A 23,842-nucleotide genomic window follows, 5' to 3' on the forward strand; every position below is an offset into this window, starting at 1 on the left:
AAACAGGTGCAAGATTTTGAGAGAATCGTGCTTCAAAACCTTGCGTCTTCATCGGCCCGCGTCCTGTAGGGGCGAAGCATTCGGATAAAAAATCTACGGTTTCACCGATAGGTTATTGCCCGAATGCTTCGCCCGTACTTTGTCAGCAAACCCTATTTAGCATCAGTTTAACCCATTTTTCAAGAATCTAGGCTAGAATATGAAGACAAGACGTATTGCTCTGGGTTAATCTACTCTGTAGAAGCTAAGAAGGTAATCAAAATGGCTAAATATTCGCCTCTTATCAATATATCTCATGAAACTATGAGTGGTGTTCCTGTTTTTTCAGGTACTAGAGTTCCGATACAAACACTTTTTGATTATCTTAAAGCAGGAGAATCAATTGATGATTTTTTAGAGGGTTTTCCAACGGTAACAAGAGAACGAGTTATTAGCTTACTTGCAGAATTTGAAAAAGAGCTTATTGATAGGGTAGCGTGAAATGAGGCTTCTTTTAGATGAATGTATTGACCGAAGATTAATGAGGGAGTTTACAGGTTATAATATCAAAACTGTTCCGCAAATGGGATGGACTGGGATCAAGAATGGTCAACTGTTAGGTTTAGCTTCACAAGAATTTGATATTTTTATTACAGTGGATAAGAATTTGCCGTTTGAGCAAAATTTACCGCAGTTTAATCTAGCTATTATTATTTTACAATCACAATCAAATCGTTTGGCTGATTTAAAGCCTTTGGTCCCTAAAGTTTTAGAAGTTTTGGCAACAGTAACAAAAGGAACAGCAACAGTAGTAAGTTTATAACAACCTATTTAAAATGAATTTAAGCCATTTTTCAAGAGTCTGGGCTAAGATATTAAGGCTACCGACTTGGGAAGATTATTCCAAGAACTATCCCTAGGAAGATAAACACAATAAATCCAATCAAAAATGCAGGTATTGGCTCACCCATAATAGCCAACAAGGTAGCTAAAGCTATGCAAAAACATAAGTTTAAGACATTCAAGATCAATAGTATGGCATAGAACGAGTTAGTTAGGACGCTTTCAATTTTCAAACTCTTATCGGTCAAGGGTTTCAGCGATTGATTGTCCTAACCACCCCGCTCTTTGCTATAGTTTATTTTTCATTTTTCCCTTAAACCTAAATCGTCTAATGGCGATAGGGTTTTCTCTTGCATCCCCAGAGACATGAAAAGTGAAGTATTGCGAGAAGTTCTGTTGACCAGATGTCTAGAATCTTAAATAACAGTCGCACTACTCTCTTCTAAAACAATACGGCCCGCCATATGTACATTTTCGGCAGTCATAAATTTTTCCATCTTTACCACGCACTATATAATAAGTACATTTGCTCTCTGGTCCTGTTGATGGAGCAATATACACCGGGTCTACAGGTTGCTGTACCAACAAAATAGTTTCGGTATTAGCAAAAGTTTGATTTGTTGACACGTCTAAACACAATATGTTTTTAGTTTGTACATTATCAGGAGTAGAAGCTTTTGCTTGGTTAACAGGAGACATGACCAATAAAAATGCTGAAGCTGTTACGAGAATACTTTTCATGTGATTTTTACCAAATTGAGCGATAAGTTTGATTTGACTTTGAGGTTAAAAACATTTTGAGATACACCCGATTAATGGACTGGCATTACCGACATCTTCTATTATATTCTTGATATCTCCGTTCAGAGGCGGCATAATTTCCCGATGCCCTAGCTGCATAATGTGGTATATTAACTTGAGTCGCCCAATAATCTCCATTTTTCGTGAGTTGATTGGCCTCTTGAATTAATCCTTGACAAGAAAGCCTATAAATTCTTTGCCAGTCTTCAGCTATCATTTGCTGTATTAGCGGGTCAGCTTCCCGCTCCATAAGGTTTAATTCGTTCAATAATTGCTGAACTTCACTACTTTGTGCGTTAGAATTAGTTACCCCTACTGTAAACTGGAGGATTGAAAAAAACCCTGCTAAAGTCAACACACTGATTGATTTTTTTGTTGGATAGAGCATAATTTTATTTCCTGAAAATTTGACACAACTAACAAGCCACACTACCGACAATGTATCAACCAGTTAAAATTATTTCAAGACGGAAAAAAACGGATATTGTCGGAGGTTTTGTTAACTATGTTTACAAATATCGGAAAATAACGGATAATGACGGTATTATGTCCCCAAATCTTAACATTACTCCCATGGATACCCAAGAAGTCTTCTCACTTATTGATAATCTGGTTTTTGACCACACGGGAAAGCATCTCGATACATTGCAATTAGGGATTTTAAAGAACGTTTTTGATGGTCAGAGATATGCAAAAATAGCAGAAAAATATAATTGTTCTGAAGGTCATGCCAGAGATAAAGCCTATGAACTTTGGCGCATTCTTTCGGAAGTGTTAGGGGAAGAATTAAATAAATCAACTGTTCGATCAGCAATTGAAAGGTTAATTGTCAGCAATAGTATTAATAATTTGGGTAATAAATCTGTAAAAATTGATCAGGTTACTTTTTGTCATAACCCTTCTAATAATCGAGAAATAGAAAATTATCATATTTATAAAACTGAAAATAATGTTATTAAAGCAAAACTAGAAACTGTTCCCAAACTAATAGGATTAGGATTAACGATCGAACAAATTGCTCAGGCTCTTGATTTAGATATACAATTAATTTTAGATAGTCTCAAATCAGAGTAACTTTGATAAATTTATCAAGATATGGATGTCAAGCTGCTTTGATACACAATTGACAAGGATAGGGAAATGGAGAAATTTCAACTAATACCCCAAAACTAAACCGCCAACCCCAACATCTAGAACTGCTATAGTTAAAAAATGCCTTGAATTATCTTGCTTAGTATCAAAAATAATGAGCGAATTAAGTCCCGTCGCTGCTAGATAAATTGAACGTTGAAGTTAAAGTCATCGCCTGAGTTTTTCCTATCTGCATTTGGCAAAATTTAGGGCGCGTTAGACGGCGACAATCTAGGAGTCGTCAATCAGCCAAAAAACTTTGGGGCCAGTTTACCTGGTGTTTATCGACAATTTGCTGTTGCTTACACAGACTTTTGGGAGTCCTATAAGACAGTAATTCCGAGTAAACGTCATCGACCAGTCGGAAGAAACTGGTCAAACTAATCCTATTAAAAGCTGTTTGGCATTTTATCCATGACTACAATGCACAGCAAAGCAAAGGATTAAGCCTCCATCACTACTACCGAATCACCACCTTTTTCCTAACTTCTAACCCTGATTATCGGTCAGGGGTCGATGTTTCTCGATCAAATCGATCGCCTGGGTGACACTTTCGGGGAAAATTACCACTAAACCACCCTCAGAAACCGTGCTTAAAGCCTTCTCTAAAGCTTCCGTTTCATCGAGAATAACTTCCGGCCGCAAACTGGCATTTTCTTGGCTAATTCCCCGGAGAATTAAATCGGCCACTTCTCCCCGGCGGCGACCGCGAGTATCGTTATCTTCCTTAACAATAATCCGATCGAACATTTGGGCTGATAATTTCCCTAATAAAATTAAATCATCATCCCGTCGATCGCCAGGTCCGCCGACCACGCCGACTTTTTCGCCGGACCAATTGCCGACAAAACCGCCGACGGCTTCGTATCCGGCGGGATTATGGGCATAATCGATTAAAGCGTGATGGTGTCCCAAGTCAAACAGGTTCATCCTGCCGGGGGTCTGGGCCACGGAAGGTTTAAAAGTCCGCACCCCTTGGCGAATTAACTCGATATCGATACCCTGCACAAAAGTGGCTAAACAGGCGGCCAAGGCGTTAGCAATCATAAAAGGAGCCATTCCCTGCATAGTCACGGGAATATTGACTGCTTCCTCGATTCTCAGCGTCCATTCTCCCTCTAGAATCGACAGATAGCCATTCTCATAGATGGCGGCCATGCCACCGCGACGGATATGGTCGTGAATAATCGGGTTATCGGGACTCATGGAAAAATAAGCGACTCTTCCCTTGACTTTTTCGGCCATACTAGCGGTCAAGGGGTCATCGGCATTTAAAACCGCGTAACCCTCGGCGCTAACCACCTCGGCCACAACGCTTTTTACCTTCGCCATTTGTTCGATGGTGTCGATATCGCCGATACCCAAATGGTCGGCGGCCACATTTAACACCACCCCCACATCGCACTGATTAAAGGCTAAACCCGATCGCAGGATACCACCCCGGGCCGTTTCTAATACGGCAATCTCGACTGTGGGATCCTTCAAAATCATACTGGCGCTGTAGGGACCGGTGTTATCGCCCTTTTCTACCAGATAATCATCGATATACACGCCGTCCGTCGTGGTAAATCCGACTACTTTCCCCGTTTGTCGGCAAATATGAGAAATTAAGCGGCTAGTGGTGGTTTTGCCGTTAGTTCCCGTAATGGCCAGAATTGGCACGCGACTGGGAGTCCCGGGGGGGAATAACATATCGATAACTGGAGCGGCGATATTGCGGGGTAAACCGCGACTAGGGGCGACGTGCATCCGAAAACCGGGGGCGGCGTTGACTTCTACGATTACCCCGTCCACTTCTTTCAGGGGTTTGCGGATATCCTCTGTCACCACATCGATCCCGGCAATGTCCAAACCGATTAATTTTGCCACTCTTTGGGCGATCCAGACGTTTTCGGGGTGAATTTCGTCGGTACGATCCACGGCGATGCCGCCGGTGCTTAAATTAGCGGTGGCCCGCAGATAGGCGATCTCTCCGTGGGCTAAAATGCTGGTTAATTCATAGCCCTGTTTCTCTAGCACATTAAGGGCAGTTTTGTCAATAGTTATTTTAGTTAAAACGTTGGCATGACCGTCACCCCGGTTGGGATCCTGATTAGTAATTTCGATTAATTCTTCTATAGTTGAGCGCCCATCACCGACGACGTGAGCGGGGATCCGTTCGGCCACGGCGGCAACTTTGCCATTTATGACTAAAATTCGGTGATCACTGCCTTTATAATACCTTTCTACGATCACGCTCCTGGTTTTCGAGGCGGCGCTGGCTAGATCATAGGCTTCCTCTGCTTCCTGTTGATTTTTGATGTCGATGCTGATGCCCCGGCCGTGGTTGCCATCGAGGGGTTTAATCACGATGGGAAACCCTCCCACTTCCTCGATTGCCGCTGACAACTCATCCAAGTATTGAATCACCGTACCCCGGGGGACAGGAATGCCACCATCCTTGAGGATAGTTTTTGTGCCTTCCTTGTCACAGGCCAACTCAACGGCTAAAATCCCCGAAAAACTGCTTAAAGTGGCTTGAATGCGCTTTTGGTGAACGCCATAGCCCAATTGCACCATGGCACGAGCGCTCAGGAGTAACCAGGGAATATTTCTAGCTTGTGCTTCTTTGACGATGGTTTCGGTACTCGGACCGAGGGAGGCATTATTGCATAAATCGCGTAAATCGGCTAAATCCTGGGCTAATTCTTCCTTAGGATAGGTTCCCGTATCGACAATCGATTGACACAAACGCACGGCAGCCCGACCCGCATAACGTCCCGCTTGCTCCTCAACGTATTCAAACACCACGTTATAGACTCCGGGGGTGGAGGTGCCTCTCGTGCGACCAAACCCGACGGGAGTTCCTGCCAATTCCTGCAATTCTAGGGCGATATGTTCAATGATGTGGCCCATATAAGTGCCAGTGCGGACTCGTTCAAAGAAACCACCGCGATAACCGGGGGAGCAGTAATGTTCAACTAAACTGGGAAGAACGTCGATTAATCCCTCGTAAAAGCCTGGGATTTCATTCGATGGCTTCTCTGCGAGATCTTCGAGATCCAGACGCATAACAATGAGCTTGTCGCGACGAATACTCCAGTAGTTGGGACCGCGCAGGGTTTGGGTTCTGAGAATTTTCATGATATAGCTGATGTTCGCTGTTGAGAAGCACAAAGAAGCCGTTGTTTATTGTCTGGTTTTCCGAGATGGGTAAACTGTTCATCGTGAACAGTTTTTCAGGAGTTTTTTTACCCCAATTTAGGGATCACTTGCTGTTTTTTGAGATGATAGCCATCACCGTAGGAAAGAATATGTACCCGCAGATTATGCAGACTCAGGGGTTCGTTAGCGGTGACGTGATGGTGGTTGGTGTGGGACATTTCCCTAGCATCAATTACCGTCACTGTACCGCAGCCGATTACCGTCATCGTGCCATCCCGTTCAAACATAGCGCAGGTATCCTCATCGATGCCAATTCCTAAACGTTCGGGATAACCAGAGATAGCACTCATTAGCCGGGCCATGCGGTTGCGATTGTGGAAGTGTTGATCGACAATGACTTCAGGAATGAGACCTAATCCCATGGCCATATCCACTAGGGCCCGATTAGGTGCTTCCCCGCTGCTGCCCCCAGCAATCATGTGATGACCCATAACGGCGGCCCCGGCGCTAGTTCCAGCTAGGGTTAGTTCTCCCTGTTGCACTCTTTGTCTGATTCTTTCCATCAGGGGAGTATCGGAGAGCAAACCGCATAAACGCAGCTGGTCGCCTCCGGTCATAAATACACCTGTACACTCTTCGATGTAGGCTTGAAATTGGGGGTCTTCTCCCTGTACACGATCGCGAATATCGATAACTTTGACGTATTTTGCCCCCATTTCCTCGAAAATCTTCTGATAGCGATCGCCGATTAAAACTGGCTCTCTGGAAGCGGAGGGAACAATAGCGATCACTGCTTCGCTACCCCCAGCGCGATTCCAAAAGGTATGCAGTATCTCTTTACCGTGGACTTTATCCTCGGCACCTCCAATGACTAAAATCGCCGTTTTGAGAGATACGGGGGTAGGATTTTGGTGGTGTTGGGTTTCTAGCTCGATGATCATGTCACTGAACGAATAGACATTTTTAGGGATGGAAGGTTTTTCGGGAAGATGTACAGGTATCTTGATGTTATTTTCCCTGAACGGTTGACGGAAAAAAATGCGGTTTAGGAATATTTTTCGGGACATCAAGCAATAGTAGAGGCGATTTTAGCAATTTTCTTCGATCCACTGGCAATGACGGACTGTTAGTTAACTTTAAGTCTAGGCTAGACTTCGATCACTCAAGCTAGAGCCAGAAAAACCCCTAGACAGTACAGGATAGTCTATCATGTTATTGAGATAGACTAGCGGAAAATTAGCAAGATTTTAACCGATCGAGCCGTGACAAAATGATACATTAAACACTATTCCAGTCTAGGCCTTAATTTTCCCCGTGCAGTTTGACATTATTACTCTCTTTCCCGATTTTTTTACTTCACCGCTGCAGTCGGGGTTGTTGGCAAAAGCTCTCGAACGCGACATCGCTAGGGTAAATTTGGTCAATCTCCGGGATTTTGCCCACGATAAACACCGTCGCGTCGATGATGAACCCTACGGTGGTGGTGTGGGAATGTTATTAAAACCAGAGCCAATTTTTGAGGCGATCGAGTCTTTAGAAATTTTACCACCCCGGGAGATCGTGCTGATGACTCCCCAGGGGGAACCTCTCAATCAAGCTTTACTGAAAACTTGGGCCAGTAGTTATCAGCAGTTAATTCTCATCTGTGGCCATTATGAAGGGGTAGATGAGCGGGTTTGTGAGCATTTGGTGACTAGAGAGGTATCTTTAGGGGATTTTGTCCTAACTTGTGGGGAAATCCCGGCTTTAGCGATTATTAACGGGGTGACGAGGTTGTTACCCGGTACAGTAGGTAAGGCGGAATCGTTGAAATTGGAGAGTTTTGAGGCAGGTTTATTGGATTATCCCCAATATACCCGGCCGCCGGTCTTTCGCGGTTGGCAAGTGCCGCCGGTTTTGCGATCGGGTAATCATCAGGATATCGCTGATTGGCGCTATCAACAACAACTCGATCGTACTAAGGAACGTCGTCCAGATCTCTGGCAAAAATGGCTAGAGGAACAGGATTAATCGCCAAAAATGCTCCCGTGGGCATTATGAATTATGAATGATAAATTATGAATATAGCGTTTCCTAAGCTAGTGAGGTACACCCATTTTTCTTCCCTTTTACCTCTTGCCTAAAACCCATAACTCTTGTACCTCAGCAGACTGAAAACCGCTATATATAGTTTTCCCGACTGTCTCAAGAAACCCGTTTTCTTGTAATAAATATTAATTTCTGTTACAGAGGTCTTGAAAGATTGGGTATTGTTAGGCTAAAACTGTTAACAATAAACCTTTCCAGTTAATGTCATGACTTCTACCCTGTTGCCGATTCTTCCTGTTGTTGACGATGTTTTGTTTAATTTCGCTCAATCTGATGGTTTTTGGGCAAATTTAGCCATCGCTTTTGGAGCAAGTTATGATGTGGTTAAGGCGACAGAACTACAACAGCAGTGGAAAAGCCGAAATTTTAGTCAAATTCCCCCAATTGAGGTACTTAGTGATGAGGTTTTAGGGACGGCGAATGGTGCATATTCCAGCAGTACCAATAAGATTTATCTATCAGCATCTTTTTTAAATACGGCCTCGTCAGCAGCGATAGTTAACGTAATTTTAGAAGAAATTGGGCATTATGTGGATGCTCAAATTAATCAGACAGATAGTGCGGGAGATGAGGGGGCAATTTTTGCAGAGTTGGTGCAGGGAAATAGTCTAGATGTGGCAACCTTAGACGCTTTACGAGCAGAGAATGACCAGACAACTATTATAGTAAATGGGGAAAGTATTCAAGTAGAACAGGCGAATTTAACGGGTACTAATGGTAATGATAATATTACGGGAACTTCTGACAGTGATAATATTTTTGGGTTAGATGGCAATGATACTTTAAGTGGTTTGGGGGGACACGACAGTATTTATGGAGGTAATGGTAATGACTCTCTTAACGGTGGGGATGGAAGTGATTACTTTACCAACGATGCAGGTAATGACACGATAAATGGTGGTAGTGGGACTGATCGCTATGAGGTTGACTACAGTAGTGCTAGTCGTGGTTTAACCATGACCTACAATACCGCTACCGGGAGTGGGACGATTACTGTCGGTACAGAAACTGATACCTTTACTTCGATTGAGAGTTTTGAAGGGTTTAAGGGAACTGAGTATAATGATGTCATTTTTGGCGGGACAGAAAGTGAATCTTATTATTATTATGCTGGACTCAAAGGTGGAAGTGGTAACGATACTATTTCAGGTAATGCTGGTTATGACGACATTTATGGAGAGGATGGAAATGATGTCCTCAATGGTGGTGCTGATAATGATCAACTTTATGGTGGTAGTGGGAATGATCTCCTCAATGGTGATGCGGGAGATGATTACTTTACCAATGAGGACGGTAATGACACGATAAATGGTGGTAGTGGGACTGATCGCTATGAGGCTGACTACAGCTATGCTAGTAGCGGTTTAACCATGACCTACGACACCGCTACCGGGAGTGGGACGATTACTGTCGGTACAGAAACTGATACCTTTACTTCGATTGAGAATTTTAACGGGTTTAAGGGAACTGAATATAATGATGTCATTTTTGGCGGTACAGCTGTTGAGGAACTCAAAGGTGGAGGTGGTAACGATACTATTTCAGGTAATGCTGGTGATGACTACATTTATGGAGAAGATGGGAATGATGTCCTCAATGGGGGTGTAGGTAATGATCAGCTTTATGGTGGTAATGGGAATGATCTCCTCAATGGTGATTCAGGAGATGATTACTTTACCGGCGATGAAGGCAATAATGACACGATAAATGGTGGTGCTGGTAGTGATAGCTATCATGCTGACTACAGCTATGGTAGTAGTGGTTTAACCATGACCTACGACACCGCTGGGAGTGGAACGATTACTGTCGGTACGGAAACTGATACCTTTACTTCGATTGAGAATTTTAACGGGTTTAAGGGAACTGATTATAATGATGTCATTTTTGGCGGTACAGCAGTAGGTTACTATGAATATTTGTATGGTAGAGAGGGTAACGATACTATTTCAGGTAATGCTGGTGCTGACATCATTGATGGAGAGAATGGGAATGATGTCCTCAATGGGGGTGCTGATAATGATCAGCTTTATGGTGGTAATGGGAATGACACCCTACAAGGAACAGATGGCGGTACAGGAGAATCTGATTATTTAGTAGGAGGTTCAGGAAGCGATCGCTTTATCCTTGCAGATACGACAAAGACCTTCTATGATGACGGTTTGACAGCTACTGAAGGTACTAGCGACTACGCGGAAATTGCCGACTTTAGCACCACTGATGATATAATTCAGCTACGCGGTTCAAGTAGTGACTATCTCTTAACAGTTTCTGGTTCCACTACTAATCTCTACATCAACAAACCAGGCAGCGAAGCAGATGAACTGATTGCTTATATCACTGATCAAACAGCATTAAGTCTAACTGCTAGTTATTTTAGCTATGTTTCTAGTCCGACTCTTCCCAGTATTACCCTTGCAGTTTCTCCCAGTAGTGTGACAGAAGATGGGACAACTAACTTAGTCTATACCTTTACTCGTACCGGTTCTACTACCAGCGCCTTAACCGCTAACTATACAGTTGGGGGAACAGCTACTAATGGAACCGATTACACTTCTATTCCCACCAGTGTCACCTTTGCTGCTAATTCAGCGACCGCGACGGTAACCGTTGACCCCACTCCTGATACTACAGTTGAACCCGATGAGACTGTTATTTTAACTCTTGCTGCGGGGACAGGTTATACAGTAGGTACTCCCAACGCAGCCACGGGAACAATTACCAATGATGATACCAGTGTCACCCTAGCAGTTTCTCCCAGTAGTGTTACTGAAGATGGGACAACTAACTTAGTCTATACCTTCACTCGTAGCGGTGTAACAACAAATGCTTTGACAGTCAATTACACCCGCGGAGGGACAGCGACTCTTAATACCGACTACACTCGTACCGGGACTACCAATACAGTCACCTTTGCTGCTGGTTCATCCACTGCGACGGTAATCGTTGACCCCACTGCTGATACTACAGTTGAACCCGATGAGACTGTTATTTTAACTCTTGCTGCGGGGACAGGTTATACGATAGGTACTCCCAACGCAGCCACGGGGACAATTACCAATGATGATTTCCCTAGTATTACTCTTGCTGTCTCTCCCAGTAGTGTGACAGAAGATGGGACAACCAACTTAGTCTATACCTTCACCCGCACTGGTGTAACAACAAATGCTTTAACCGTCAATTACACCCTCGGAGGGACAGCGACTCTCAATACCGATTACACTCGTACAGGGACTACCAATACAGTCACCTTTGCGGCTAATTCAGCGACCGCGACTGTAACTGTTGACCCAACTGCTGACACAATATTAGAAAGTAACGAAACTGTTATTTTAACCCTCGCGACCGGGACAGGTTATACAGTAGGTACGACCACCCCAGTGACGGGAACAATTAATAATGATGACAGTGCCTCTATTTCAATCAATGACGTAACTGTTAGCGAAGGAAATAGCGGGACTACCAATGCAGTATTTACCGTCACCCTTTCCAATCCCGTCGATACATCTGTCACCCTCAATTACTCTACAGCCAATGGAACCGCTACGACAGCAGATAATGATTATACAGCGATTGCTACTACTCCCTTAACCTTCAATGTTGGGGAGACTTCTAAGACGATTACTGTTGCTGTCAATGGGGATACTAAAGTTGAAAATAACGAGACTTTCTTCGTCAATCTGAGTAACTTACAAGCCAATGGTCTTAATGTTACGATAAACGATAATCAAGGACAAGGTACGATTAATGATGACGATAGCACTGTCACCTCGCAACTCTCCATCAATGACATCACCGTGGTGGAAGGTCAAAATAGTAATGCCATCCTCACTGTTACTGTCAATAACCCCAATTCTCAAGCAATTAGCGTCAACTATACCACTGCACCCATTGATGCTACCGCTAATGTAGATTACACTAGCCAGACAGGAACCCTCACCATTGCACCTAATGCTTCCACTGCTACTATTAGCATTCCCATCCTCAATGATAACCTCAATGAACCTGATGAAGCTTTTACAGTAACCCTATCAAATCCGGTTAATGCTACCATCAATCCCGACGAAGCAATTGGACAAGTAATTATTACTGACACCCTACAAAGCGCAATTACTCGCACCTTACCCACTAATGTGGAAAACCTCAGACTAATTGGGACTAATAATATTAACGGTACAGGTAACGCTGGTGACAATAAAATCACCGGAAATAGCGGTAACAATATCCTCGCTGGCGGTAACGGTGATGATACTTATCACTTCAATGCTTCAACCCCATTAGGAAGCGATACCATCCAAGAAACTACCACCGGCGGTATCGATACCATCGACTTTACTGGGACAAATACCGCAGTAAGAGTTAACTTAGGTGTTACTACAAACCAAACCGCCGTCACCAATAATCTAAGATTGACTTTTTCGGCAAATAACACCATCGAAAATATTATTGGTGATAGCGGTAATGACCGACTAACTGGGAATAGCCTTAATAATACTCTAACTGGTGGTGGTGGCAACGATCAATTAACTGGTCAAAACGGAAACGATAGTTTAATTGGTGGTTTTGGCGATGATTTACTCACCGGGGGTAATGGTAGCGATAATTTTATCTTCAACAGTAGTAATTTAGGCATCGATGCCATCAGCGATTTCACCCCCGGCAGCGATAAAATAGTATTAAGTAAAGCCATCTTTACTGCCTTACAAAGTATCATTGGCAATGGCTTCAGTCAACCAGCAGAATTTGCCAGCGTCGATGACGATGATTTAGTCGCCATTAGCAGCGCCTTTATCGTTTACAGTAACAGCAGTGGCAGTATTTACTACAATCAAAATGGTAGTGCTGCTGGCTTAGGAAGCGGCTCTGAATTTGCCAATTTGTTGACTGTTCCTACCCTGATAGCGGCTGATTTCACACTGATAAATTAACCTAGCCACACAGAGAAAAAGGGTTTCTTCGAGAAACCCTTTTTCTGGACTTGTGTTAAGGGTTACAGGTTCACCCATAGACTGACATCGAAAACAAAACACCCCAAGAGAGCGAGAGAGCAAAAACGAGGGAAATATTAAGAATTGTGTAAAAAGCTTGACAAATAGGCAAAAGTGTAGTACGCGAAACCGAGGACTAAGCTAACCTGTGGATAGGATGCACAATCAGCATTCAGGTCTTGATTCGGTAAGGCCAGCACTCAAATTAATATCCGCAACCATAGAGAAAAGGTTATATAAATCTAACTAATCATTGACTTGAGTAATTGGTATTTTACAAATCCCTGAAAGCAAGTCACCATAGGAATTAAGCAAATGCAGTTCCGAATCAAATCCTGTGGGAGATAGAAATTATGGTTGCTTTAATCACCCCAAAACCCGCTAAAACCAGCCGTTTAACCACACAAATCCAAGAAATCGCTGAAAATACCTTTACCCTGCGCTGTTTGGATTGGGACCGCGATCGCTTTGATATCGAATTTGGTTTAGAAAACGGTACCACTTATAATTCTTTTGTTATTCAAGGGGAAAAAACGGCCCTCATTGATACATCTCACCGCAAATTCGATCGCCTTTATCTGGAGGAATTAACTAAACTAATCAACATCAATCATCTTGATTATTTAATTATCAGTCACACCGAACCCGACCACAGTGGTTTAGTCAAAGAAGTTTTAGAATTAGTCCCAGAAGTTACCGTGGTGGGGGCAAAAGTTGCCATGCAATTCCTCGAAAACATGGTACACAGACCCTTTAAACAGTTAATAGTTAAAAGTGGTGATACTTTAGATTTAGGTAATGGCCATGTTTTAGAATTTGTTGCGGCCCCTAATCTTCATTGGCCTGATACTATCTTCACTTTTGATGCTAAAACTGCCACGCTTTTTACCTGTGATGCCTTCGGAATGCACTTTTGTGATGATCAAACCTATGATCGAGAAAAAGACCTGCTAGAAGGCGATTTTCAAACCTATTATGACTGTCTGATGCGACCGAATGCCCGTTCAGTTTTAGGGGCAATTAAAAGAATCGAGAAATTTGAAATTAATCTCATTGCCACTGGTCACGGCCCCCTATTAAAACACCATATTTCTGATTGGGTGGGACGCTATCAAACTTGGAGTCAAGAACAAACTTCTGCTGATACTTTAGTGACTGTATTCTTTACCCAAGATTACGGACAAAGCGAACATTTAGCTACTATGATTAGTCAGGGTTTGACTAAAACTGATGTGGTGACAGAATTAGTCGATATGAATAATGCTGATCCCCACGAAGTCAGAGAATTGATCAATCAATCTAAGGGAGTTATCATCGGAATGCCTCCCCAATCTTCCCCGATTAACCAGACGATTTTAAGCACGATTATTGCTTCAATTAATGGCAAACAAGCGGTGGGATTATTTGAGTCAGGAGGTGGGGAAGATGAACCAATTTTCCCCTTAAGAAATAAATTACAGGAAATCGGGGCGATCGAAGCTTTTCCTCCTCTTTTAGTTAAAGACAATTCCCATCAATCCCTCGATTTAATTGCCGATGAAGCAGGAACCGACCTCGGTCAATGGTTAAGCCGAGAAAAAACGATTAAACAAATTAAATCGATTAATAACGACTTAGAAAAGGCTCTAGGACGTATTAGCACCGGATTGTACTTAATTACTTCCCAAAAAGCTGATTTATCTAATGCCATGATTGCCTCTTGGGTGACACAAGCAAGTTTAAATCCTTTAGGTGTGGCGATTGCAGTGGCTAAAGATCGAGCAATGGTATCCTTTTTACAGCCTAGCGATACCTTTGTTTTAAATGTTTTGGCTGAGGATAATTACCAGAAATTAATGAAACATTTCCTCAAGCGTTTCTCTCCCGGTGCCAATCGTTTTGAAGGCATTAAAACCTACACTGCTAACAATGGATCACCAATTTTAGCCGATGCCTTAGCTTATATAGAATGTGAAGTAACCAGTCGTTTAGATTGCGGCGATCATTGGGTAGTTTATTGTACTGTTAATAGCGGACGAGTTGCCCGTTTAGATACCTTAACTGCTGTCCATCATCGCAAAGTTGGCAACCATTATTAACAGTTATCAGTTATCAGTTATCAGTTATCAGTTATCAGTTATCAGGAGGCAGGAGGCAGGAGATTATTTTTATTTATTCTTCCCATCACCCTACTTCCCCACTTTCCTAACACCAAATTCTATCAATCTTAGGAGCAATAAAATGTACGAACCAATTAAAACCCCGTCCCCAATAATGGTGCGAGTAGTGCAAGTCTTAGAAATGATTCAAGATTTAATTGTCATTTCTCTCTGTATTGGTTTATTTAGCTTCATGGTGTTAGAAGTCAGAGAAATGTTTATGTCTCTGCTGCCACCGATTCAATTTCGGATTATTACCGCCGATATTTTATTCCTCTTAATTCTAGTAGAATTGTTCCGATTGTTAATTATTTATTTGCAAGAAAAACGAGTTTCTATCGGTGTTGCTGTGGAAGTTTCGATCGTCTCGGTTTTGCGAGAATTAATTGTCAGAGGAGTCCTAGAAACTAATTGGACACAAGTATTAGCCGCCTGTGCTTTTCTAATAGTTCTTGGCACATTAATGGTATTAAGAGTTTGGCTTCCTCCCACCTTTGAAGGTATCGATCCCGAACAAAAAGTTTCTGAACGTTATCGTCAACATTTAGTTAAAGACTTAACTGAAATAAACAGCAAAATTTAGTCAGTTATCAGTTATCAGTTATCAGTTATCAGTACAACTAATAACCAAATTAACAACTATGACCACTACTACCTTAATTTCCAATCCTGCTATTAATAATCGCTCCCGCGATGTTCAAACCAGCGAAATTGCCAATCAAACTTGGGTTTTTCGCTCGCGTACTTGGGACAGATTAAAATTTGAAATAGAATATGCTCGTCAACGGGGAACCACCGCTAATTCCTATCTTATCCGGGGCGATAAAACCGCCTTAATCGATCCTCCCGGAGAATCCTTCACCGAAATTTATTTAGAAGAAATTCGTCAATATGTCCCCTTACATCGTCTTGATTATCTAATTCTCAGTCACGTTAATCCTAACCGTATCGTCACTTTAAAGGCATTATTAGCCGAAACCCATCAAATCACCATCCTCTGTTCTAAAGCTGCCGTCAATACCCTGAAAAATGCCTTGCCTGATGCCCAAATTTTGGGCATACGAACCGATGAAATCCTTGATTTAGGGCAAGGTCATCAACTAAGTTTTATTAATGTCCCTACGCCGCGCTGGCCTGATGGAATCTGCACTTTTGACCAAAAAACCCAAATTTTATACAGCGATAAATTCTTTAGTGTGCATCTGTGCAGTGACGATATTTGGGATAAAAATTGGAAAGAATTAGACGCAGATCGTCGTTATTATTTTGATTGTCTCCATGCCGTGCAATCTAAAACAGTAGAAACAGCCCTCGACAAAATTAAAGAATTTCCCGCCCAATATTATGCACCTGCCCACGGTCCGATAATTCGTTATAGTCTTAGTCGTCTTGCCCACGATTATCGTTATTGGTGTCAAGAACAAAAAACTCGACCCCTACAAGTGGCTTTATTATATGCTTCTGCCTACGGAAATACTGCCACCCTGGCCCGCTCGATCGAACGAGGATTATTAGAAAATGATCTGGCCGTAGAATCAATCAATTGTGAGTTTGCCACCCCTGCCGAAATTAGTCAAGCGATCGAAAATTGTGACGGATTTATTATCGGTTCTCCCACCTTAGCTGGTCACGCCCCTACCCAAATTCAAACCGCTTTAGGAATCGTTCTTTCCACGGCAGCAAAAACTAAATTAGCCGGGGTTTTTGGTTCCTACGGTTGGAGTGGGGAAGCGGTAGATTTAATTGAAACTAAACTCAAAGATGCCAATTATCGCCTTGGTTTTGAATCCTTGCGCGTGCGTTTTAACCCCACAGAAAGCAGTTTACAAGCAGGTTATTCAGCCGGAGAAACCTTCGCCCAGACCTTGAAAAAAACCAAAAAATTGCGGGTTCCCCAACAGGGAATGACGGAAACACAAATCGATCGCACTGCCCAGGCCGTTGGTCGGATCGTCGGTTCCCTTTCTGTTCTCACCACTCGTCAGGGCGAGGATCATGCTGGTTTCTTGACCTCTTGGGTATCCCAAGCCAGTTTTAACCCCCCGGGGCTAATTATCGCCGTTGCTGATGAACAAGCCGCCGATCGCCTAATTAACTCGGGAACCGTCTTCACCTTGAATATTCTCAAGGAAGGGCGCAATTTACGCCGCCATTTTTCCAATTGCATCAAATCCGGCAGCGATGTCTTTACGGAATTAGAAACCCAAGTCGGGGAAAATGGCTGTCTGATTTTAAGCGAAAGTCTCGCCTATCTGGAGTGTACGGTGAAAGAGCGACAACTCTGCGGCGATCGCTGGCTAGTCTATGCCACCGTCGAGCGGGGTCAAGTTTTGGATAGTAACGGTGTCACCGCCATCGGTCATCGTAAATCCGGTAGTCAGTACTAAAACTGGACTAGCGGGGCAAAGTTCCTGACTTTCCCCGTGTAATCAGCCTAGATTTCTGGGAAACATAGGTTATGTTAATATCCAAGGTTGTCCGACCGGGCTATTTTGTCTTTGTTTCCCCATGAAAAAATTGCCGCTAGTCCTATCGGTGGGGAGTGTCGCTTTATTGTTGGTGGGATGTCCAGCTTCTGACCAAGCTAATCAATCCCCACCACCCAGCCAAGAAACCCCCACCCCCTCTCCTAGTCCCCCAGCTGCCCAACCACCCGCCTTTAGCGGTGCTGTGCAACCGGCTACCGAACCAGCCACCCCAAAAGTACATGGATTGATTCCCGCCACCGATCCCGACCAAAAACGGGCAGAAATTAATCGCGGTCGCAGGGATCCCTTTGCCCCCCTTCCCCTACAACCAAATATTACAATCACAGTGGCGGAAGAACCCCCGGGTGGGACTCCGGGGGCTACCACAGCCGGACCAGCAGCAATGGGCAATCCTCCCACCCCCGGACGACCGATAGTGAAAACGCCGCCACCACCACCGCAACCGACGGAAGCGGAAGAAGTGCAAGTATCGGGCATTCTCCGGTTGCCTACCACTCCTATGGCGATCGTGAAAGCCCCCGGAGAAGCCACGGAACGTCGAGTTATCCCCGGTTCTACCCTCTCTAATGGTTTAATTTTAGTTAAAGCGATCAACACCGATCCCGATAACCCCTATATTGTTCTACAACAAAGCGGTCGAACTATTACCCGTCGCCTAGGGGATGGTGTCCTCGAACCCGCCGCCGCACCGCAGGCCTCGATCAGTTATAATATTCCCGAATCAGGAGAATAAAACCCGTGCGATCGATTGCTATTCAACAAAAACAAACTATTATTTATCCCCAAATGCCCTTGGCTATCTATCGAGAGTTAGCCAGCCATTTACAACAGGTTCAGGGTGTGGAAACCCATCTCACTCCCCAGCAGTTCCAACAATTCGATTATCACCAAAGTCAGATCGGCAGTCTAGAAATTAACTATACCGAGACTTTTCAGGAAAGCGATCGCCCTCTGGTCACGGCAATTCTCGGTTATTATGCCCAACGTCACGGATCCTATCAGCTTTCCTAAGCTTTCTCTCCTCACCTTTTCCCCGATTACCGACTTTCTTCTTAAAAACTAAAGGTATTTTATAGGATTTATCTTAATGCTGGGGATGATGCCAGATATCGTCATACTTCATCTAAACTTAAGTAGGGTTTGCGGCAAAAAGTACGGGCGAAGCATTCGGATAGAAAATCTACGGTTTCACCGATAGGTTATTGCCCGAATGCTTCGCCCCTACAGGACGTAGGGTTCATTCATGAATCAACCCTACCTTTTATAAAAATTAAAATCTTTCTGATTTTAAGCCACCGACGACCAGAGGTAATCACTGATAACTGATAACTGATAACTGATAACTGCTCACTGATAACTGATAACTGATAACTGCTCACTGATAACTGATAACTGAAATGACCCTACCCAATTCCCTAGAAGAAACGATCCTGCAAGCGAAAGCCGCCACTCAACTGGCTCTAGAATCGGGAGCTAGACGCATACAAGTGGAATTAGTTATCCCAGAAATTGCCCTGCAAGCGCAAGCTTTAGCCCTTGATTTTGCCTCTATTTTTGACAGTTATGGTTCTGGTTTAAGGGTAATTTTTCCCGATACTGGGGCCGCCATGTTAGCTCGACGGGATTGGGGAGAAACAGTTTTTCAACTGGGAGATTTAGGTAGTCGTTTTATTCCCGTCGAAAACAAAATTAAGCCCGAAGATGAAGTTTTTTTAGTTGTTTGTCCCTCCTCAGTTGAGATTAATTCCGTAGAAAAACTCTGTAACCTTGCCGAAGATCGCCCCGTAGTTCTTCTAATTCCCCAATTGGAAGATGTATCGGTAGTGGGTATCGGTTACGCAGCCCGACAATTGCGAGAAAGATTTTTAAGTATCCTAGAAAGTTGTTATTATTTTCGTCCCTTGGAATCAGCGATCGTGTATCGTTCCTATCCCTCTTTGTGGCAAGTTTGGCTCGAAAAAGAAGACGGTTACGAGTTAATTTCCGAACAATCCACTAAACCCATGGGCGAAGCTTTAGAAAATCTGATTCTGAAAGCTTCTAGTAATAATCCTAATGATGGTTCTAATCCTGCTAATAAAGCCAAAAAGTCCGGTTTATTTGCCACTATGGGACGCTTCTTAAAAGCATTACAACAGTGACATACTCCCCCCGTCACAGCGTAACTTAACGGGGGATTATTTCCCCATTGCTGTTAGAAATTCTTGGCTTCTACAGATTGACCTCGATTGCAACTTTTATCCTTCTATTTTAACCGATCATTTGGCAATGCTATAATAAAATTAATCGGTAGTTTCCCTAGAGGTAAACTTTTATGATCGTCAATAAGCGAGAACTCAAGCAAGCCTTAAATCGGGTGTACTTGAAAATTAAGCCTGATACTGAAACAATTCAGGTTTTTCAAGCTAATTTGACGCGCTTGTTGGAGCAATGTGACAGCAAAAAGTCCGAAGAGTTTAATAAAAATTTGCTGATAGATTTTTTAAAAAATACCTATTATACTGATCGCTATTTTATCAATACAAAAGAGCGCATTGATCTGGTGATTCATAATAACCAGGATGTTAAAAGTCCAGTGGGGGTCATTTTTGAGACTAAGAAACCTACTCGGACAATAAATGCAGAAATGCCAAGACTGGATAATCTCAATACTAAGGCTTTTCAGCAGTTAGTTTTATATTTTCTCCGCGAAAGGGTGACGGATAAAAATCTTGAGATTAAACACTTGATCGTGACAAATATTTATGAGTGGTTTATTTTCGATGCGAAGATTTTTGAGGAGTTGTTTTTTGCTAATAAGGCTCTAGTTAACCAGTTTTGCGATTTTGAAGCTGGGAGACTGAGTAGTACGAAAACGGATTTTTTCTATCAACAAATTGCCGAACCAGCGATCACTAAAGTTATTGAGCAAATTAAATTTACTCATTTTGATCTGCGAGATTTGGAAAATTTAGATTTGCTTGATATTTACAAGATTCTTTCGCCAGAACATTTACTTAAGTTACCTTTTGTTAATGACAGTAATACTTTAAATAAGCCTTTTTATAATGAGCTTTTGTATATTATCGGTTTGACGGAAATTAAGGATAAAGGGAAGAAGTTAATCGGACGAATGAAAGAAGGGGATCGCTGTGATGGTTCCCTGATTGAAAATGCGATTAGTCGGTTGGATAGTTTAGATAAAATTGCACAATTAAAAAATCCTGAAGAGTTTGGAACTACGGATGAGGATCGGCTTTATAATGTGGCGTTGCGGTTATCAATTAATTGGATTAATCGGGTTTTGTTTCTCAAACTATTGGAAGCGCAATTAATTAAATATCATCAAGGCGATCGAGATTTTGCTTTTCTCAATTTGGCGAAAGTTCCCAGTTATGATGATCTCGATAGTTTGTTTTTTGATGTGTTAGCCAGGGAGACAAATAAGCGCGAGGCTAAGGTTAAAACGACTTTTGCTCATGTACCTTATTTAAATAGTTCGCTATTTGAACCAACGGAGACGGAACAGCAAACGATTTTTATTGGCAATTTGCGGGAGCGAACTTTACCCATTTTTACAGCGACGGTGCTAAAAGATAATCAGGGTAATAAGCGAGTAGGTGAGTTAAATACGTTGGCTTATTTGTTTGAGTTTTTGGATGCTTATAAATTCGATCGAGATGAGTTAGAAAATCCTCAAGAAGATAGCGAAAAGTTAATTAATGCTTCGGTGTTGGGGTTAATTTTTGAAAAGATTAATGGTTATAAGGACGGTTCTTTTTATACGCCGAGTTTTATTACCATGTATATGTGTCGGGAAACGATACGACGAGCGATCGTGCAGAAGTTTAATGAAGTAAAAGGCTGGAATTGTCAAACTTTAGATGATTTATATGAACGAATTGAGGACAAAAGAGAGGCAAATACTATTATTAATAGCCTGAAGATTTGCGATCCGGCGGTGGGTTCGGGACATTTTTTAGTTTCAGCTTTGAATGAGATAATCGCGATTAAGAGTGAGTTACGGGTTTTATTAGATACTTCGGGTAAGTCGCTAAAAGATTATCGGGTAGAGGTGCGAAACGATAAGTTATTGGTTTACGATGATGAGGGGAATTTATTTGCTTATCATCCGAATAATAAAGAAAAGCAACGAGTACAGCAAGCCTTATTTCATGAGAAACAGACGATTATTGAAGGGTGTTTATTTGGGGTGGATATTAATCCTAATTCGGTGACGATTTGTCGCTTGCGGTTATGGATTGAGCTTTTAAAAAATGCTTATTATCGCGAGGATGGCAATTTAGAAACTTTGCCAAATATTGATATTAATATCAAGTGTGGTAATTCTTTGATTAGTCGCTTTGCTTTGGATGTGGATGTTAAACAGGTTTTACAGAAGCAGAGGTTTAGTATTGAGCAATATCGCAATGCGGTACAGACTTATCGCAATGCGGAAAATAAGGAACAAAAGCGGGAGATGGAAACGTTGATTGCTAAGATTAAGGCTGGTTTTAGTTCCAATTTATTAATCGGTAATCCTAAGAAGGTGAAGTTACGTCAATTACAAGGGGAACTTTATAATCTGGAAAATCAGGGTTTATTGTTTGAGGAGACTAAGACGGAGCAAAAAGCGCGGGAGAAAAAAGTAACTAAGTTAAATAATGAGATTGATAAGCTAACTGCTGAAATTGCAGATATTGAAAGCGGTAAGCTGTATGATAATGCTTTAGAATGGCGGTTTGAGTTTCCCGAAGTGTTGAATGATGACGGGGATTTTATCGGGTTTGATGTGGTGATTGGGAATCCTCCTTATCTAAATTTTAAAATGTATTCATTGGAAGAAAGACAAGTTTTTAAAGGAAGTTATTCAGAAGTTTTTGACGGAAAAGCTGATATTTACTATTTCTTTTTTATTCAAGGATTGAGACTTTTAAAACAATCTGGAATTCTTTCTTATATATCTTCAAGATACTGGATTGAGGCAGAGTTTGCAGAAAAACTCAGGGTGTACTTATCTAATAATTATCTAATTCATGAAATTATTGATTTTAAAAATTCAGTGATCTTTGATGGTGTTGGTATAAAGACTTTAATTGTCACTTTATATAAATCACAACCTCAACAAGGAGAAATGTTTTGCTATAAATATATTGATACCAAAAAAAATGATGCAGTTAAAGTTGAGAATTTTTCATTAATTTCCATAGCCATTGATAGTATTAAAGAAAAAACAAAGTGGATTTTGGGTGAAAGTAATGAATTAAAAATTCATGAAAAAATTCAAACTAATACTATTTTGTTAAAAGAAATTGCTTATTGTAATCAAGGAATTATAACTGGTTTGGACAAAGCTTTTATTTCAACTACTGGTGAATTTTCAGATCTTCCTCAGCAGTATATAAAAACGTGGGTAAAAGTTGGAGATATTTTTAGATATTCAATTCATCCAGCAGAAACGAGAAAGTTAGTTTATACGAATAGTATTGATGAATTATCATTGTATCCATCTCTAGAGAAAAGATTAATTCAGTATAAAGAAAGGTTATCAAAACGGCGTGAAGCTCAATCAGGAAAAATTAGATGGTTTGACTTACAATGGGGAAGAAATCCTTCTTTGTTTAATAATAGAAAATTAATTTGCCGCTTTAAAGCATCACAAAATACGTTCTCATTAGATGAAAGTGAATACTATTCAAGCGCAGATACAACAATAGTTACATTAAAGGAAAAAAGCGTGCAAGAATATGATTTAAAGTTTATACTCGCATTGCTTAATTCACGACTTTTAGATTTTTATTTTAAAAGTTATGGTAAGCTTATGGACTATCGTTTTGAATATTATCCAGGCCCTGTTGGACAACTCAGAATCAAAAAAGCAAAGGATCAACAAACATTTATTAAATTAGTAGATCAAATTCTCGCCGCTAAAAAAGACGATCCTAACGCTGATACAAGCGAATTAGAAAAGCAGATTGATCACTTAGTTTACAAACTCTATCAACTCACCTATAATGAAGTAAAAATAATTGATCCAGAATTTGCCCTAACAGAACAAGAATATCTGGACTTACCCTAAGCAAAAATACTAAAAAATTAACCAAACCCTAATTAGGGTTTGCTGAAAAAGTACGGGCGAAGCATTCGGATAGAAAATCTACGGTTTCACCGATAGGTTATTGCCCGAATGCTTCGCCCCTACAGGACGCGGGCCGATGAAGACGCAAGGTTTGGAAGCACAATTCTCTCAAAATCTTGCACCTGT

16 protein-coding genes and 1 pseudogene are annotated in these 23,842 nt (G+C 41.9%); 13 read left to right on the top strand and 4 right to left on the bottom strand.

Translation table 11 applies throughout. The annotated features are described in order from the left end of the window. The first annotated feature begins 261 nt into the window (after positions 1-261). Positions 262-480 carry a DUF433 domain-containing protein gene (locus tag IM485_RS21935; protein ID WP_104396612.1) on the top strand — a complete coding sequence of 73 codons (219 nt, stop codon included), beginning with the start codon at positions 262-264 and terminating at the stop codon, positions 478-480. A gap of 1 nt (position 481) precedes the next feature. After that, positions 482-802, top strand: coding sequence for a DUF5615 family PIN-like protein (locus IM485_RS21940; protein WP_002781446.1), 321 nt, complete (start codon positions 482-484; stop codon positions 800-802). A gap of 452 nt (positions 803-1,254) precedes the next feature. Here IM485_RS21940 and IM485_RS21945 read toward each other — a convergent pair whose 3' ends face one another. Beyond that, positions 1,255-1,563: a hypothetical protein gene (locus IM485_RS21945; RefSeq protein WP_002746172.1), complete on the bottom strand. Its 309-nt coding sequence runs from the start codon at positions 1,561-1,563 to the stop codon at positions 1,255-1,257. An 85-nt stretch (positions 1,564-1,648) separates the two neighbouring features. Then, positions 1,649-2,011 (bottom strand): hypothetical protein, encoded by a 363-nt coding sequence (locus tag IM485_RS21950; RefSeq protein ID WP_287745557.1) that lies wholly within the window; start codon positions 2,009-2,011, stop codon positions 1,649-1,651. Positions 2,012-2,196: 185 nt separating this feature from the next. On the opposite strand from IM485_RS21950, the gene IM485_RS21955 reads away from it, so the two are divergent. Both IM485_RS21955 and IM485_RS21960 read left to right on the top strand, forming a co-directional pair. Next, positions 2,197-2,697 carry a helix-turn-helix domain-containing protein gene (locus IM485_RS21955; RefSeq protein WP_287745559.1) on the top strand — a complete coding sequence of 167 codons (501 nt, stop codon included), beginning with the start codon at positions 2,197-2,199 and terminating at the stop codon, positions 2,695-2,697. A gap of 290 nt (positions 2,698-2,987) precedes the next feature. After that, positions 2,988-3,138: pseudogene (locus IM485_RS21960) on the top strand (ISNCY family transposase); the annotation flags it as partial. 105 nt (positions 3,139-3,243) lie between these two features. Here the strand turns inward: IM485_RS21960 and cphA are convergent. Continuing rightward, positions 3,244-5,877, bottom strand: a complete 2,634-nt coding sequence (gene cphA, locus IM485_RS21965; RefSeq protein WP_287745561.1) for a cyanophycin synthetase — start codon at positions 5,875-5,877, stop codon at positions 3,244-3,246. Positions 5,878-5,984: 107 nt separating this feature from the next. Further along, positions 5,985-6,839, bottom strand: coding sequence for a cyanophycinase (locus IM485_RS21970; protein WP_287745577.1), 855 nt, complete (start codon positions 6,837-6,839; stop codon positions 5,985-5,987). Between the two features lie 373 nt (positions 6,840-7,212). On the opposite strand from IM485_RS21970, the gene trmD reads away from it, so the two are divergent. The 9 genes from trmD to IM485_RS22015 all read left to right on the top strand — a co-directional run bounded on the left by trmD (position 7,213) and on the right by IM485_RS22015 (position 23,656). Beyond that, positions 7,213-7,908 (top strand): tRNA (guanosine(37)-N1)-methyltransferase TrmD, encoded by a 696-nt coding sequence (gene trmD, locus IM485_RS21975; protein WP_130756548.1) that lies wholly within the window; start codon positions 7,213-7,215, stop codon positions 7,906-7,908. Between the two features lie 284 nt (positions 7,909-8,192). Continuing rightward, the gene (locus tag IM485_RS21980) at positions 8,193-12,911 is read left to right on the top strand and encodes a beta strand repeat-containing protein (RefSeq protein WP_287745563.1); all 4,719 of its coding nucleotides are present in this window, start codon (positions 8,193-8,195) and stop codon (positions 12,909-12,911) included. A 413-nt stretch (positions 12,912-13,324) separates the two neighbouring features. Beyond that, a complete protein-coding gene (locus IM485_RS21985) occupies positions 13,325-15,049 on the top strand; it encodes a diflavin flavoprotein (RefSeq protein WP_287745565.1) in 1,725 nt (574 codons plus the stop codon). 142 nt (positions 15,050-15,191) lie between these two features. Continuing rightward, a complete protein-coding gene (locus IM485_RS21990) occupies positions 15,192-15,692 on the top strand; it encodes a phosphate-starvation-inducible PsiE family protein (protein WP_287745567.1) in 501 nt (166 codons plus the stop codon). A 58-nt stretch (positions 15,693-15,750) separates the two neighbouring features. After that, positions 15,751-17,496 (top strand): diflavin flavoprotein, encoded by a 1,746-nt coding sequence (locus IM485_RS21995; RefSeq protein WP_287745569.1) that lies wholly within the window; start codon positions 15,751-15,753, stop codon positions 17,494-17,496. Between the two features lie 121 nt (positions 17,497-17,617). Continuing rightward, complete coding sequence (locus IM485_RS22000; RefSeq protein WP_287745571.1) at positions 17,618-18,331, top strand: hypothetical protein; 714 nt, start codon at positions 17,618-17,620, stop codon at positions 18,329-18,331. A 5-nt stretch (positions 18,332-18,336) separates the two neighbouring features. Further along, positions 18,337-18,609: a hypothetical protein gene (locus IM485_RS22005; protein ID WP_002734486.1), complete on the top strand. Its 273-nt coding sequence runs from the start codon at positions 18,337-18,339 to the stop codon at positions 18,607-18,609. Positions 18,610-18,995: 386 nt separating this feature from the next. Continuing rightward, positions 18,996-19,739: a DUF1995 family protein gene (locus IM485_RS22010; RefSeq protein ID WP_287745573.1), complete on the top strand. Its 744-nt coding sequence runs from the start codon at positions 18,996-18,998 to the stop codon at positions 19,737-19,739. 173 nt (positions 19,740-19,912) lie between these two features. After that, positions 19,913-23,656 (top strand): type IIG restriction enzyme/methyltransferase, encoded by a 3,744-nt coding sequence (locus IM485_RS22015; protein ID WP_287745575.1) that lies wholly within the window; start codon positions 19,913-19,915, stop codon positions 23,654-23,656. Positions 23,657-23,842: the final 186 nt, after the last annotated feature.

It is taken from the genome of Microcystis sp. M169S2 (genome assembly GCF_020245865.1).
Lineage (GTDB): Bacteria > Cyanobacteriota > Cyanobacteriia > Cyanobacteriales > Microcystaceae > Microcystis > Microcystis ichthyoblabe_A.

Excerpts from the sequence above, each read along its gene's own strand:
- IM485_RS21935 (WP_104396612.1), top strand. The coding sequence starts at position 262 with ATGGCTAAATATTCGCCTCTTATCAATATATCTCATGAAACTATGAGT.
- IM485_RS21940 (WP_002781446.1), top strand. The coding sequence starts at position 482 with ATGAGGCTTCTTTTAGATGAATGTATTGACCGAAGATTAATGAGGGAG.
- IM485_RS21945 (WP_002746172.1), bottom strand. The coding sequence starts at position 1,563 with ATGAAAAGTATTCTCGTAACAGCTTCAGCATTTTTATTGGTCATGTCT.
- IM485_RS21950 (WP_287745557.1), bottom strand. The coding sequence starts at position 2,011 with ATGCTCTATCCAACAAAAAAATCAATCAGTGTGTTGACTTTAGCAGGG.
- IM485_RS21955 (WP_287745559.1), top strand. The coding sequence starts at position 2,197 with ATGGATACCCAAGAAGTCTTCTCACTTATTGATAATCTGGTTTTTGAC.
- cphA (WP_287745561.1), bottom strand. The coding sequence starts at position 5,877 with ATGAAAATTCTCAGAACCCAAACCCTGCGCGGTCCCAACTACTGGAGT.
- IM485_RS21970 (WP_287745577.1), bottom strand. The coding sequence starts at position 6,839 with ATGATCATCGAGCTAGAAACCCAACACCACCAAAATCCTACCCCCGTA.
- IM485_RS21980 (WP_287745563.1), top strand. The coding sequence starts at position 8,193 with ATGACTTCTACCCTGTTGCCGATTCTTCCTGTTGTTGACGATGTTTTG.
- IM485_RS21985 (WP_287745565.1), top strand. The coding sequence starts at position 13,325 with ATGGTTGCTTTAATCACCCCAAAACCCGCTAAAACCAGCCGTTTAACC.
- IM485_RS21990 (WP_287745567.1), top strand. The coding sequence starts at position 15,192 with ATGTACGAACCAATTAAAACCCCGTCCCCAATAATGGTGCGAGTAGTG.
- IM485_RS21995 (WP_287745569.1), top strand. The coding sequence starts at position 15,751 with ATGACCACTACTACCTTAATTTCCAATCCTGCTATTAATAATCGCTCC.
- IM485_RS22000 (WP_287745571.1), top strand. The coding sequence starts at position 17,618 with ATGAAAAAATTGCCGCTAGTCCTATCGGTGGGGAGTGTCGCTTTATTG.
- IM485_RS22010 (WP_287745573.1), top strand. The coding sequence starts at position 18,996 with ATGACCCTACCCAATTCCCTAGAAGAAACGATCCTGCAAGCGAAAGCC.
- IM485_RS22015 (WP_287745575.1), top strand. The coding sequence starts at position 19,913 with ATGATCGTCAATAAGCGAGAACTCAAGCAAGCCTTAAATCGGGTGTAC.